Source organism: Thermoleptolyngbya sp. C42_A2020_037 (assembly GCF_015272455.1).
Classification (GTDB): Bacteria; Cyanobacteriota; Cyanobacteriia; order Elainellales; family Elainellaceae; genus Thermoleptolyngbya.
This window is the reverse complement of the sequence record NZ_JACYLP010000003.1, coordinates 24,511-36,853: the sequence shown is the minus strand read 5'-3', so window position 1 is coordinate 36,853 and position 12,343 is coordinate 24,511. Positions and strand designations below refer to the sequence as shown.

Here is a 12,343-nt window from a genome sequence, read left to right as displayed (position 1 = left end):
CCCTTCGAGGAGGGGAACCGAACCGAACCCACTACCCCACCATCCCATCCACCCGCCCACCCATCCACCTGCCCACCCCCGGAGGCCCCCAATGAGCTACACCATCACCCAAAGCTGTATCGGTTGTCGGCGTTGCCTCTCCGCCTGCCCCACGGGGGCGATTCAGACCGATGGCACAAAATTCTGGATTGCGAGCGATCGCTGCAACCAGTGTCAGGGAACCTACGGGGTGGCCCAGTGCTGGGCTATCTGCCCTACTAACGAGGGCTGTGTGCCTCTGACCAGTGGCGTGGCGGCGGTGCCATTGTCCTCAGCGTCAGAGCGATCGCCCGACTACTGGGAGGCCTGGTTTGCCACCTACACCCGCATGGTGGCCAGGCTCCGGGGGGTGCAGGAGTCGAGCTATTGGCACCACTGGTTTGATACCTATTCGCAGGCTTTGAAGCGATTGCAAACGGCCCATTGACCCTCACCCCCAGCCCCTCTCCCTCAGAGAGAGGGGAGCCGGAAGTATAATCTCTAATCCAAAATTCCCAATCCAAAATTCCCAATCCAAAATTCTCTAACTGCCATGGTCACTTATCTCGACAACAACGCCACCACCCGCATCGACCCCGACGTTTTGGCGGCGATGCTGCCCTACCTGAGCGAGCTATACGGCAACCCGTCGTCGATGCACAGCTTTGGCGGCCAGGTAGGAGCGGCAATTGAAACCGCCCGGGAGCAGGTGGCTGCTCTGCTGGGGGCCGAGCCGACGGAGATTATCTTCAATAGCTGCGGCAGTGAGGGCAACAACACCGCCATCCACGCTGCCCTGGCGGCCCAGCCGGAGAAGCGCCACATCGTCACCACAGCAGTCGAGCACCCGGCGATTCTGGCGGTGTGCAAGCACCTGGAGAAGCGGGGCTACACCGTCACCTACCTCTCCGTGGACGGGCGCGGCGAGCTGGACTTGATGGAACTGGAGGCGGCAATGACCGGCGGCACGGCCCTGGTTACTACGATGTATGCCAACAACGAAACCGGGGTGATCTTTCCGGTGGAGCAGATTGGGGCGATCGCCAAAGCCTACGGAGCCGCCTACCACGTCGATGCCGTGCAGGCCGTCGGCAAGGTGCCTATTGACCTGTCCACCAGCCCCATCGACCTGCTCACCCTCTCGGGCCACAAGCTCCACGCCCCCAAGGGTATCGGCGCATTGTACGTCCGTAAAGGCTTCCGCTTCCGCCCCTTTTTGCTGGGGGGCCACCAGGAGCGGGGCCGCCGGGCGGGCACCCACAATGTGCCAGGTATCGTTGCCTTGGGCAAAGCAGCGGAACTAGCCCAAACCCACCTGGCCCACGTCCAGCGCGAAGCCGAACTGCGGGACCTGCTGGAGCACGGCATTTTGACCACTATCCCCGATACCGTAGTCAACGGCGGCGGTGCCCCCCGGCTGCCCAACACCACCAACATCGGCTTCAAGTACATCGAAGGGGAAGCCATCCTGTTCATGCTCAACCGCGAGGGTATCTGTGCCTCCTCCGGCTCCGCCTGCACCTCCGGCAGCCTCGACCCCTCCCATGTGCTGACGGCCATGGGGCTGCCCTATACCATCCTCCACGGCTCTATCCGCTTCAGCCTTTCCCGCTACACCACCGAAGCCGAAATCCGTCAGGTGCTCACCGTCATGCCCGAAATTGTGGAACGCCTGCGGGCCCTATCGCCCTTTAACAACGATCAAGTGGAGTGGTTGCAGGAGCGAGATTTAGCCGTTGCAACCTGAGGCAATTTTGGGTTTTGGACTTTGGATTTTGGATTGCTTGCTTCATCCAAAATCGCCAACCCCAAATTCCTGCCGACCCACCCTGTCCTCCGGGCACCCCTCCCAGGAGGGGACCGCCCCCACCACAATCCAAAATCGCCAATCCCAAATCCACAATTCCTTCATTCCCCCGAAACTGCCATGTGGGACTACTCCGAAAAGGTACTCGAACTCTTCTACAACCCCATCAACCAGGGCACCATCGATGACCCACAGGAACCCGATGTGGCGGTGGTCTACGGCGAAGTGGGCAGCATTGCCTGTGGCGATGCCCTGCGGCTGCACCTGAAGATTCAGCAATCCACCGACAGTATTTTGGATGCACGGTTCCAGACCTTTGGCTGCACGAGTGCGATCGCCTCCTCCTCGGCCCTGACCGAAATCATCAAGGGCAAAACCCTAGACGAGGCATTGCACATCACCAACCAAGACATTGCCAACTTCCTCGGCGGTCTGCCCGAAGCCAAAATGCACTGCTCGGTGATGGGGCAGGAAGCCCTGGAGGCGGCGATCTACAAGTATCGCGGCATCGAAGTGGAGCATCACGAGGACGACGATGGCACCCTGGTCTGCACCTGCTACGGCATCAGCGAGAAGAAGATCCGGCGGGCGATCGCCGAAAACCGCCTAACCACCGTAGAGCAAGTCACCAACTACGTCAAAGCCGGGGGTGGATGCGGCTCCTGCCTAGCGGACATTGAGGACATTCTGCTGGAAATTCAACACCCGGCAGAATCCGTAAAAGTTGCCCCCGCCCTCGCCCTAGATAAGGAGCAGAGCACCCAAGCCTTACCTTATCCCTCCACCACCCTCACTAACCTGCAAAAAATTACCCTGATCCAGCAGGTGATCGACACCGAGGTGCGGCCCCTCCTGCTGGCCGACGGCGGCGATGTCAGTTTGCACGATGTGGAGGGCGATCGCGTCCTAGTCAAGCTCCAAGGGGCGTGCGGCTCCTGCCCCAGCAGCACAGAAACCCTGAAGTACGCAATCGAGGCCAAGTTGAAAGATCTAGTCTTGCCCTCCCTCATCGTCGAAGCAATCTAAATTTCGACACTCCATAAGTTTTCCCAAAATCCAAAATCACCAGTCCAAGATTCCCTCACCCCTCCTCCCACCCATGCACCCCTCTATCCCCCGCGCCGGGCGCGACCCGCCGGCCCTCCTCCAGGCCCTTGCCTGATCCGAATTGACGAACGTTTCATTACCCCTCGATCCGAAATCAAACCCAAGGAGAAATCCCCCCATGCGACAGATTGCATTCTATGGAAAAGGCGGCATCGGCAAGTCCACCACCTCCCAAAACACCCTTGCCGCCATGGCCGAAAAGGGCCAGCGGATCATGATCGTCGGTTGTGACCCCAAGGCCGACTCCACCCGCCTGATGCTCCACAGCAAAGCCCAAACCACCATCCTGCACCTAGCCGCCGAGCGCGGCGCGGTGGAAGATTTGGAACTGGACGAGGTGCTGCTCACCGGCTATCGCGGCGTTAAGTGCGTCGAGTCCGGCGGCCCCGAACCCGGTGTCGGCTGTGCTGGACGGGGCATCATCACCGCCATCAACTTTCTAGAAGAAGAAGGCGCATACGAAGACCTAGACTTCGTCTCCTACGACGTGCTAGGCGACGTGGTCTGCGGTGGTTTCGCCATGCCCATCCGGGAAGGCAAAGCCCAGGAAATCTACATCGTGGTGTCGGGCGAAATGATGGCTATGTACGCGGCCAACAACATCGCCCGGGGCGTGCTGAAATATGCCCACTCCGGCGGCGTCCGCCTAGGCGGCCTGATCTGCAACAGCCGCAACACCGACCGGGAAATTGAGCTGATCGAAGCCCTGGCCGCCAAGCTCAACACCCAGATGCTCCACTTCGTGCCCCGCGACAACGTGGTGCAGCACGCCGAACTGCGCCGCATGACGGTAAACGAGTACGCCCCCAACAGCAACCAAGCGAAGGAGTATGCCCAACTGGCCGACAAAATCATCAACAACAAGAATCTCACCATCCCCACTCCCATCTCGATGGACGAGCTAGAGGAGTTGCTGATTGAATTCGGCATTCTCGATGGTGATGAAGAGTACCAGAAGGCTCTGGAGGCCGACAAGGCCCTGGCAGCGGTCTAGGTTCCCTGACCCTCACCCTAAATCCCTCTCACCGACGAAGAGGGACTTTGAATCCGGCTCCCCTTCTCCCCAGGGAGAAGGGGCTGGGGGATGAGGGCTAAACCTGGCCACCCGTCCAAAATCCAAAATCGCCAATCCAACATTCCCGCAGACCCACCCCTACCCCTCCCAGGAGGGGAGCTGCGGAAGACCCCACCCATCCACCCCTACCCGAGAGGGCACCATGACTACCGTAGAAGATAGAAAAGCACTCATCGACGAGGTGCTAGAGGCCTACCCCGACAAAGCCAAAAAGCTGCGGGCCAAGCACATCAGCGTCCAAGAGGCCGAAAAGACCGACTGTGGCGTAAAGTCCAACAAAAAGTCCGTCCCCGGTGTAATGACGACTCGTGGCTGCGCCTATGCAGGGGCCAAAGGAGTGGTCTGGGGCCCGGTCAAAGACATGATCCACCTTAGCCACGGGCCAGTAGGCTGCGGCTACTACTCCTGGTCGGGCCGCCGCAACTACTACATTGGCACCACCGGGGTCGATAGCTTCGGCACTATGCAGTTCACCTCCGACTTTCAGGAGCGCGACATTGTCTTTGGCGGCGACAAAAAGCTCGACAAACTGATCGATGAACTGGAAATTCTGTTTCCTCTGAGCAAGGGTACCACCATCGAATCGGAATGCCCGGTGGGCCTGATTGGCGACGACATTGAGGCCGTAGCCCGCAAGAAGGCGAAGGAGTATGGCAAGCCCGTGGTGCCCGTGCGCTGTGAAGGGTTCCGGGGGGTGTCCCAATCCCTGGGCCACCACATCGCCAACGACACCGTGCGGGACTGGGTGCTGCCCAAGGCCGACGAGTACCGCAAGTTACCTGAGGGCTACGAACCTGGCCCCTACGATGTCAACATCATTGGCGACTACAACATCGGCGGCGATGCCTGGCCCAGTCGTTTGCTGCTGGAGGCGATTGGTTTGCGGGTGATCTGTCAGTTTTCGGGGGACGGCACCTTTAATGAAGTGGTGATGACACCCCTAGCCAAGCTCAACTTAATCCACTGCTATCGGTCGATGAACTACATCTGCCGGTTTATGGAAGAGAAGTACGGCATTGGCTGGCTGGAGTACAACTTCTTTGGCCCCACCCAGATTGCCAAATCCCTACGGAAGATTGCCGCCCAGTTTGACGAAACCATTCAAGCCAAGGCGGAGGAGGTCATTGCCAAGTACCAGCCACGCATGGATACGATTGTGGCCAAGTATCGCCCCCGCCTCGAAGGCAAGAAGGTAATGCTGATGGTCGGCGGCCTGCGCCCCCGCCACGTGGTGCCTGCCTTTACCGACCTGGGCATGGAGGTGATTGGCACCGGCTATGAGTTTGGCCACGGCGACGACTATAAGCGCACTACCGAATACATCGACGAAGGCACAGTAATTTACGACGATGTCAGCGGCTACGAGTTCGAGGAACTTGCCAAGAACCTCAAGCCTGACCTAATTGCCTCTGGCATTAAAGAGAAGTACGTCTTCCAGAAGATGGCCCTGCCTTTCCGCCAGATGCACTCCTGGGATTACTCCGGCCCCTACCACGGCTACGACGGCTTTGAAGTCTTTGCCCGCGATATGGACATGGCCATCAACAACCCCACCTGGAGTTTGATCAGCCCACCCTGGCAGATCTCCCAGGACTAGGCGAAATTTGAGCCTTGTACGGGCGCACAGCAGTGCGCCCCAATGGGTACTTCGCTCCAATGCCTCTTATCACTCACGCCCGCATCCACCCATCCCCCTTAAAGCCATGACTGACAATCTTGACAACACTATCCCCACACCCTCCTGTGGGGGCGACGACCCAGGTCAGATTAAAGACCACTTTGACCTGTTCCACACCGATACCTATCAGAACTTGTTTGAGTACAAGCGCCAGTTTGAGGGTGCCCACAGTCCTGAAAAGGTTGCAGAAATTGCCGAATGGACAAAAAGCTGGGACTACCGGGAGAAGAACTTTGCCCGCGAAGCCCTGACCGTCAACCCCGCCAAAGCCTGCCAACCGCTGGGGGCGTTGTTTGTGGCCGCCGGATTTGAAGATACCCTCCCCTACAGCCACGGTTCCCAGGGCTGTGTGGCCTACTTCCGCACCCACCTGACCCGCAACTACAAGGAGCCCTTCCAGGCGGTGTCATCGTCGATGACTGAGGATGCGGCGGTGTTTGGCGGACTGAACAACCTGAAGCAGGGGTTGGAAAACGCCCACGCCCTTTATAAGCCCAAGATGATCGCCCTCTGCACCACCTGCATGGCAGAGGTGATTGGAGATGACCTGGGTGCGTTCATTACCACTGCGAAGAACGAAGGCCACATTCCTGAGGAATTTCCGGTGCCCTACGCCCACACGCCGAGCTTTGTAGGGTCCCACATCACTGGCTACGACAACATGCTGAAGGGCATTCTCAAGACCCTGACTAAGGATGAAAAAGCCGAGACCACCAATGGCAAGTTCAACTTCAACCTGGGCTTTGATCCCTACATCGGCAACATTCGCGAACTGAAGCGGATTCTGGGTCTGTTTGGGATTGATTACACCATCCTATCGGACAACTCCGATGCCTTTGACTCCCCCAACACGGGTGAGTTCAAGATGTACAACGGCCTTACCACCCTGGCGGATACCGCCGACAGCATCAACGCCGAGGGCACCGTGTTTTTCCAGAAGTACACTACGCCGAAGACCCAGGAATACATTGCCAACGAGTGGGGCCAAAAGACCTACAACTTCCGGCCCTTCGGCATCAAGGGCACCGACGAGTTCTTGATAGCGCTGTCGGCGATGACTGGCAAGCCGATTCCGCTGGAACTCCAGCAGGAGCGGGGCCGGGCGGTGGATGCCCTGACCGACTCCCAGGCCTGGATTCATGGCAAGAAGATCGCCCTCTACGGCGACCCCGACCACGTGCTGGGGCTGGTTCAGTTCTTGCTGGAGATGGGGGCGGAGCCGACCCACATTGTAGTGACCAATAGCAATGACGAGTTTGAGGCCGAAGCCCGCGAACTGCTGGCCAACAGCCCCTACGGCCAGGGTGCGACGGTGTGGGGCGGCAAGGATCTGTGGCACCTGCGATCGCTCCTCTTCACCGAGCCTGTGGATCTGCTGATTGGCAACAGCTACGGCAAGTATCTGTGGCGCGACACCGGCACTCCCTTAGTGCGGATTGGCTACCCGATCTTCGATCGCCACCACATGCACCGCTACGCCACCCTGGGCTACCAGGGCGCGATCAATCAGTTCAACTGGATTGTGAACACCATTCTGGATGAGCTGGATCGCCAGACCATCGTGCCCGCCAAGACGGACATCTCGTTTGATTTGATCCGCTAGTTCCTCGATGGGGGTGAACGGCGGTTCGCCCCTACCATCCCCTCACCCACCTACTCCCATGCGTCTTCCTGAAACTATCGAAATCGACGATCCGCCGACCTTTGACATGGGCGATCGCGTCCGCGTCCTGAAGCTGATCCGCAATGACGGAACCTTCCCTGGCAAAGAGGTGGGGACACCCCTGGCCAAAAAGGGCGACATCGGCTACATCGTCGGCATTGGCACCTACCTGCAACGGGCCTACATCTACTCGGTGCATTTTCTGGAGAGCAACTACGTGGTCGGCTGCCTGGGCCGCGAACTGGAACTCACCGAAGACCGCCCACCTCTCATTGCCCAGGACGACGATCACACCTGGTAACTAGCCCTCACCCCCAACCCCTCTCCCCAGGGGAGAGGGGAGCCGGAACCAGAACCCACCACGTTCTCGCCCTCACCTACCGAGCACAGTCATGGCTACCCTCACTCGCCACCCCTCCACCCACCCACCCCTCCACCCGCCCACCCCCCTCGCCCCCCTGCGCCACTGGATTAGCGGGCTGGAGGTCACCAACCGCCGCTTCGCCCACCGGATCTGCCGCCTGATTCCCTGCTGCTGCCCCTTCGAGCGCGATTTGACAGTGCTGGGTCGCACCATTCACATTCCAGCCCTGTGCAAACTCAACCCGGTGTACGACGAGCTGGTAGCGCTGCGCCTGAGGGCGCTGACTTATCTTGCCGACACCTGCGGCGAAGACGTGACCCAGTATTTGTGCTGAGCCGCAAGGTTCTTGACGATGTATTGCTTCGCGTTGACGAAACTGCTCATCAGCGCTGTGCCCTGATGGTTCCCTTCATCCACCCATTCAACTCACCAACCCTTACCCCCTCCCTGCCATGCCTTCCACCAAAGCCACCATGACAGAACTCCTGACCCAGCCGGGTTGCGAGCACAACCACAAGAAAAACGGCAAGGGCCACAACAAGGTGTGTCAGCAGCAGGCCAAGCCTGGGGCTGCCCAAGGGGGCTGTGCCTTTGATGGGGCCAGCATTGCTCTGGTGCCGATTACCGATGTAGCCCACCTGGTGCATGGGCCGATCGCCTGTGCGGGCAACTCCTGGGGCGGGCGGGGCAGTCTGTCCTCCGGCAAAACCCTGTACAAAATGGGTTTTACCACCGACCTGAGCGAGAACGACATTATTTTCGGTGGCGAGAAGAAGCTCTACAAGGCTATTCAGGATGTGCAGGAGCGCTACAGCCCCGCCGCCGTGTTTGTCTATTCCACCTGTGTGACGGCGCTGATTGGCGACGACTTGGAGGCGGTGTGTAAGACGGCTACAGAAAAGCTGGGTCTGCCGGTGGTGCCGGTGCAGTCCCCTGGCTTTGTGGGTAGCAAAAATCTGGGCAACCGCCTGGCTGGGGAGGCCCTGTTGGAGCATGTGATTGGCACCGCGGAACCGGAGTTCACTACCCCCTACGACATCAACCTGATCGGCGAGTACAACATCGCTGGGGAACTGTGGGGCGTGCTGCCCGTGTTCGAGAAGGTGGGGATTCGGGTGCTCTCCAAGATCACGGGCGATGCCCGCTACCGGGAGGTGGCCTACGCCCACCGGGCCAAGCTGAACGTGATGATCTGCTCTAAGGCGCTGATCAACCTGGCCCACAAGATGCAGGAGCGCTACGGCATTCCCTATGTAGAAGAGTCGTTCTACGGCGTGGCGGATATGAACCACTGCCTGCGGGCGATCGCCGCCAAGCTGGGCGACGAGACCATGCAGGCCCGCGTCGAAGCCGTGATCGCTGAAGAAACCGAGAAGCTGAACCAGCAACTGGCCCCCTACCGCGATCGCCTCCAGGGCAAGCGCGTGGTCCTCTACACTGGCGGCGTCAAGTCTTGGTCGATCATCTCGGCGGCCCAAGATCTAGGCATCAAAGTGGTCGCCACCAGCAGCAAAAAGAGCACCGAGGAGGACAAAGCCCGGATCAAAACTCTACTGGGCCAGGACGGCATCATGCTGGAAAAGGGCGGGGCTGCCGAACTGCTGAAGGTAATCGAGCAAACCAACGCCGACATGCTGATCGCCGGCGGGCGCAACCAGTACACTGCCCTCAAGGCCCGCATCCCCTTTCTGCATATCAACCAGGAGCGCCACAACCCCTACTCCGGCTACGGCGGCCTGCTGGAGATGGCCCAGGAACTGGACGAGAGTCTGCACAGCCCGGTGTGGGCGGAGGTGCGGCGGGAAGCACCCTGGGCAAGCCCTCACCCCCAGCCCCGCTCCCTTGGGGAGCGGGGGACCGAAAGTGGAGAGAGGACTGCTACCAAGATCATTGCCCGCCGCAAGGCCGTGGTCGTCAACCCGCTAAAGCAGAGCCAGCCCCTGGGGGCGGCCTTAGCCTTCCTGGGCATTCAGGGGGCGATGCCGCTGTTCCACGGGTCCCAGGGCTGCACGGCCTTTGCCAAGGTACTGCTAGTCAACCACTTTCAGGAGGCCATTCCCCTAGCGACCACGGCCATGAGCGAGGTCAGCACCGTGCTGGGGGGCGACGACAACGTCCACGGCGGTCTGCTGACGGTGATCCAGAACTCTCAGCCAGAGCTGGTGGGGCTGTTTACCACCGGGCTGACGGAAACCCGGGGCGACGACATGCAGGGCATTCTGCGGGACTTCCACACGGCGAATCCGGAAGTCACGGTGCCCATCGTGTTTGCCTCCACCCCCGACTACAAGGGCAGCCTGGAGGATGGCTTTGCCCGGGCGGTGGAGAGCCTGGTGCAGACCATCCCTGAACCAGGGGAGATTAACCCTAAACAGGTCACTCTGCTGGCCAGTGCCGCCTTCGGCCCTGGGGATGTGGCGGAGCTGAAGGAGATGGTGGAGGCGTTTGGATTGAGGGCGATCGCCGTGCCCGACCTGTCCACCTCCCTAGACGGCCACCTAGACGATGCCGACCACTACACCACCCCCACAGGTGGCACTCCGATCGCAGACCTCCAGGCCGTGGGCCGTTCTGCCCTCACCCTGGCCCTGGGCGGCAGCATGGCCGGGGCGGCGAAGATTTTGACGGAACGCTCCGGCACCCCCGCCCAGACCTTCACCCGGCTGACTGGTCTGGGGGCAGTGGATGAGTTTCTTCACACCCTGGCCCAGCTCAGCGGCCAGCCCGTGCCCGCCAAGTATCAGCGCCAGCGCCGCCAGGTGCAGGATGCCATGCTCGACACCCACTTTTTCTTTGGGCGGAAACGGGTGGCGATCGCCCTCGAACCCGACCTGCTGCACAACGTCGCCTGGTGGCTGCACAGCACCGGAGCCGAGATTCAGACCGCCATTGCCCCGGCCCCAGCCCCTCTGCTGAAAGATCTGCCCATCGAGCAGGTCACCATCGGCGACTTGGAAGACCTGGAAGACCTCGGAGCCACCGCCGATCTCTGGATCACCAACTCCAAGGCCCGCCCCATCGCCCGCCGCCTCGGCATTCCCCTCTACCTGCACGGCTTCCCCATGCTAGAGCACCTGGGCAACGGCCACCGCTGCACCGTCGGCTATCGCGGCACCCTGGATCTGCTGTTTGCGATCGGCAACATCCTGCTAGCAGCCGACGAAGAGCGCACCCATAGGCTGGTACATCAATGGCGGGAAGGAGGGAAATGAAGGGAGTTTGGATTTGCGATTGAGTCAACAGCCTTTCCAAAATCCAAAACCCCAATCCAGAATTTCTCGCTAACCCACCCCTAGCCCCTCCGAGGAGGGGAATCGGAGACGCAAAATTTCCGCAGACCCTCACCCCCAACCCCTCGCCCTTTGGGCGATGGAAGCCAATCCAAAATCCAAAATCCCCAATCCAAAATCCAAGGGAGACTTGCCATGAAAATAGCCTTCGCCACCCAAGACAACATCCACATCAATGCCCACTTTGGCTGGGCCAGCAAAATCGATGTCTACGACCTGACCCCAGACGGATTCACCTTTCTCGAAACCCTCACCTTTGGCGGCACGCTGAAGGAGGACGGCAACGAGGACAAGCTAGAGCCTAAGCTCAAAGCGCTGGAGGGCTGCACCATTGTCTACGTGGCTGACATTGGCGGCAGTGCGGCGGCCCGGCTGATCAATCGCCGCATTACCCCGATGAAGTCCAACTCTGAGAATGACAAAATTACAGCGATTTTGGCTCAGCTTATGCAAACCCTCCAGGGCAGCCCGCCACCCTGGCTACGCAAGGTGCTGCGCCAGGAACAAGCCACCCACTTTGAAAACGCCTACATCGAAACCGAAGAGGAAATCCTGCTATGACCACCGCTGAAACCTCCACCCTGCCCCCCAGTTTGACCGTAGCCGATGCGCCCTTTTTGCAGGCGATCGCCCAGCAAATTCGCGCCAACGATGCCTACGGCACCTATCGCCACTGGACCGACGAACTTCTGCTCAAGCCCTACATCCTCACCAAAGCCCAAAAGCGCGAAATCTCCGTCGAGGGCGAGGTAGACCCCCTCACCCAGGGCCGCATTCTGGCATTTTTCCGGGCCGTCGCCTATCGCATTGAGCAAGAAACCGGCCTGCTCTCCCAGGTAGTCATCGACCTCAGCCACGAGGGCTTTGGCTGGGCACTGGTGTTTTCCGGTCGCCTGCTGCTGGTCTCCAAAACCCTGCGCGATGCCCAGCGGTTTGGCTTTGCCTCCTTGGAAAAACTCAACGAGGAAGGCGAACGGCTGGTGCAAAAAGGCCTAGAGTTGGCCACCCGGTTCCCAGAAGTCAGCCAGTGGTAAGGAAGCTTTGGATTGAGGTTAGGTTCTAACTTACTCGCCACCCTCAGAATGACCGAAAAATGACCGATTAGGAGTAGTCATGCTGTGAGGATTGCAGAGATGGCTGGATCATAGGTGGCGAAAACTTCAGGACACTCACAATCCTCAACCCAATATCTCCCGTGCGCTCTCTTTCCTGATGCTCCCTCTGTATCTCCTACTGTGAACGCACCAGTCTTCTAGACATGAGCGGCGATGCTTTGATCCCCCCCTGACCCCCTTGAACAAGGGGGGAATTGACACAGATTGCCCCCCTTGCTTAAGGGGG

At 59.7% G+C, this 12,343-nt stretch carries 11 protein-coding genes; all 11 read left to right on the top strand.

From position 1 onward, the window contains the following. The first annotated feature begins 91 nt into the window (after window positions 1-91). The 11 genes from IGS16_RS00640 to IGS16_RS00590 all read left to right on the top strand — a co-directional run bounded on the left by IGS16_RS00640 (window position 92) and on the right by IGS16_RS00590 (window position 12,036). A complete protein-coding gene (locus IGS16_RS00640; protein WP_297082424.1) occupies window positions 92-466 on the top strand; it encodes a 4Fe-4S binding protein in 375 nt (124 codons plus the stop codon). Between the two features lie 105 nt (window positions 467-571). Then, window positions 572-1,765 (top strand): cysteine desulfurase NifS, encoded by a 1,194-nt coding sequence (nifS, locus tag IGS16_RS00635; protein ID WP_297082423.1) that lies wholly within the window; start codon window positions 572-574, stop codon window positions 1,763-1,765. Between the two features lie 180 nt (window positions 1,766-1,945). Continuing rightward, the gene (nifU, locus tag IGS16_RS00630; RefSeq protein ID WP_297082421.1) at window positions 1,946-2,851 is read left to right on the top strand and encodes a Fe-S cluster assembly protein NifU; all 906 of its coding nucleotides are present in this window, start codon (window positions 1,946-1,948) and stop codon (window positions 2,849-2,851) included. A gap of 199 nt (window positions 2,852-3,050) precedes the next feature. Then, the gene (gene nifH / locus IGS16_RS00625; protein WP_068515290.1) at window positions 3,051-3,926 is read left to right on the top strand and encodes a nitrogenase iron protein; all 876 of its coding nucleotides are present in this window, start codon (window positions 3,051-3,053) and stop codon (window positions 3,924-3,926) included. A gap of 223 nt (window positions 3,927-4,149) precedes the next feature. After that, window positions 4,150-5,604: a nitrogenase molybdenum-iron protein alpha chain gene (gene nifD, locus IGS16_RS00620; RefSeq protein WP_297082419.1), complete on the top strand. Its 1,455-nt coding sequence runs from the start codon at window positions 4,150-4,152 to the stop codon at window positions 5,602-5,604. A 106-nt stretch (window positions 5,605-5,710) separates the two neighbouring features. After that, the gene (gene nifK / locus IGS16_RS00615; protein ID WP_297082417.1) at window positions 5,711-7,288 is read left to right on the top strand and encodes a nitrogenase molybdenum-iron protein subunit beta; all 1,578 of its coding nucleotides are present in this window, start codon (window positions 5,711-5,713) and stop codon (window positions 7,286-7,288) included. 58 nt (window positions 7,289-7,346) lie between these two features. Then, window positions 7,347-7,649 carry a nitrogen fixation protein NifZ gene (locus tag IGS16_RS00610; protein WP_297082415.1) on the top strand — a complete coding sequence of 101 codons (303 nt, stop codon included), beginning with the start codon at window positions 7,347-7,349 and terminating at the stop codon, window positions 7,647-7,649. A gap of 91 nt (window positions 7,650-7,740) precedes the next feature. Beyond that, window positions 7,741-8,046, top strand: coding sequence for a Mo-dependent nitrogenase C-terminal domain-containing protein (locus IGS16_RS00605; protein WP_297082413.1), 306 nt, complete (start codon window positions 7,741-7,743; stop codon window positions 8,044-8,046). 118 nt (window positions 8,047-8,164) lie between these two features. After that, window positions 8,165-10,924 (top strand): bifunctional nitrogenase iron-molybdenum cofactor biosynthesis protein NifEN, encoded by a 2,760-nt coding sequence (locus IGS16_RS00600; protein WP_297082411.1) that lies wholly within the window; start codon window positions 8,165-8,167, stop codon window positions 10,922-10,924. 213 nt (window positions 10,925-11,137) lie between these two features. After that, a complete protein-coding gene (nifX, locus tag IGS16_RS00595) occupies window positions 11,138-11,563 on the top strand; it encodes a nitrogen fixation protein NifX (protein ID WP_068515278.1) in 426 nt (141 codons plus the stop codon). Beyond that, on the top strand, window positions 11,560-12,036 hold the full coding sequence (locus IGS16_RS00590) for a NifX-associated nitrogen fixation protein (protein WP_297082408.1): 477 nt from the start codon (window positions 11,560-11,562) through the stop codon (window positions 12,034-12,036). Before nifX ends, IGS16_RS00590 begins: the two co-directional genes overlap by 4 nt. The last annotated feature ends 307 nt before the right edge of the window (window positions 12,037-12,343 follow it).

Excerpts from the sequence above, each read along its gene's own strand:
- IGS16_RS00600 (WP_297082411.1), top strand. The coding sequence starts at position 8,165 with ATGCCTTCCACCAAAGCCACCATGACAGAACTCCTGACCCAGCCGGGT.
- nifX (WP_068515278.1), top strand. The coding sequence starts at position 11,138 with ATGAAAATAGCCTTCGCCACCCAAGACAACATCCACATCAATGCCCAC.
- nifU (WP_297082421.1), top strand. The coding sequence starts at position 1,946 with ATGTGGGACTACTCCGAAAAGGTACTCGAACTCTTCTACAACCCCATC.
- nifH (WP_068515290.1), top strand. The coding sequence starts at position 3,051 with ATGCGACAGATTGCATTCTATGGAAAAGGCGGCATCGGCAAGTCCACC.
- nifS (WP_297082423.1), top strand. The coding sequence starts at position 572 with ATGGTCACTTATCTCGACAACAACGCCACCACCCGCATCGACCCCGAC.
- nifK (WP_297082417.1), top strand. The coding sequence starts at position 5,711 with ATGACTGACAATCTTGACAACACTATCCCCACACCCTCCTGTGGGGGC.
- IGS16_RS00590 (WP_297082408.1), top strand. The coding sequence starts at position 11,560 with ATGACCACCGCTGAAACCTCCACCCTGCCCCCCAGTTTGACCGTAGCC.
- IGS16_RS00605 (WP_297082413.1), top strand. The coding sequence starts at position 7,741 with ATGGCTACCCTCACTCGCCACCCCTCCACCCACCCACCCCTCCACCCG.
- nifD (WP_297082419.1), top strand. The coding sequence starts at position 4,150 with ATGACTACCGTAGAAGATAGAAAAGCACTCATCGACGAGGTGCTAGAG.
- IGS16_RS00610 (WP_297082415.1), top strand. The coding sequence starts at position 7,347 with ATGCGTCTTCCTGAAACTATCGAAATCGACGATCCGCCGACCTTTGAC.
- IGS16_RS00640 (WP_297082424.1), top strand. The coding sequence starts at position 92 with ATGAGCTACACCATCACCCAAAGCTGTATCGGTTGTCGGCGTTGCCTC.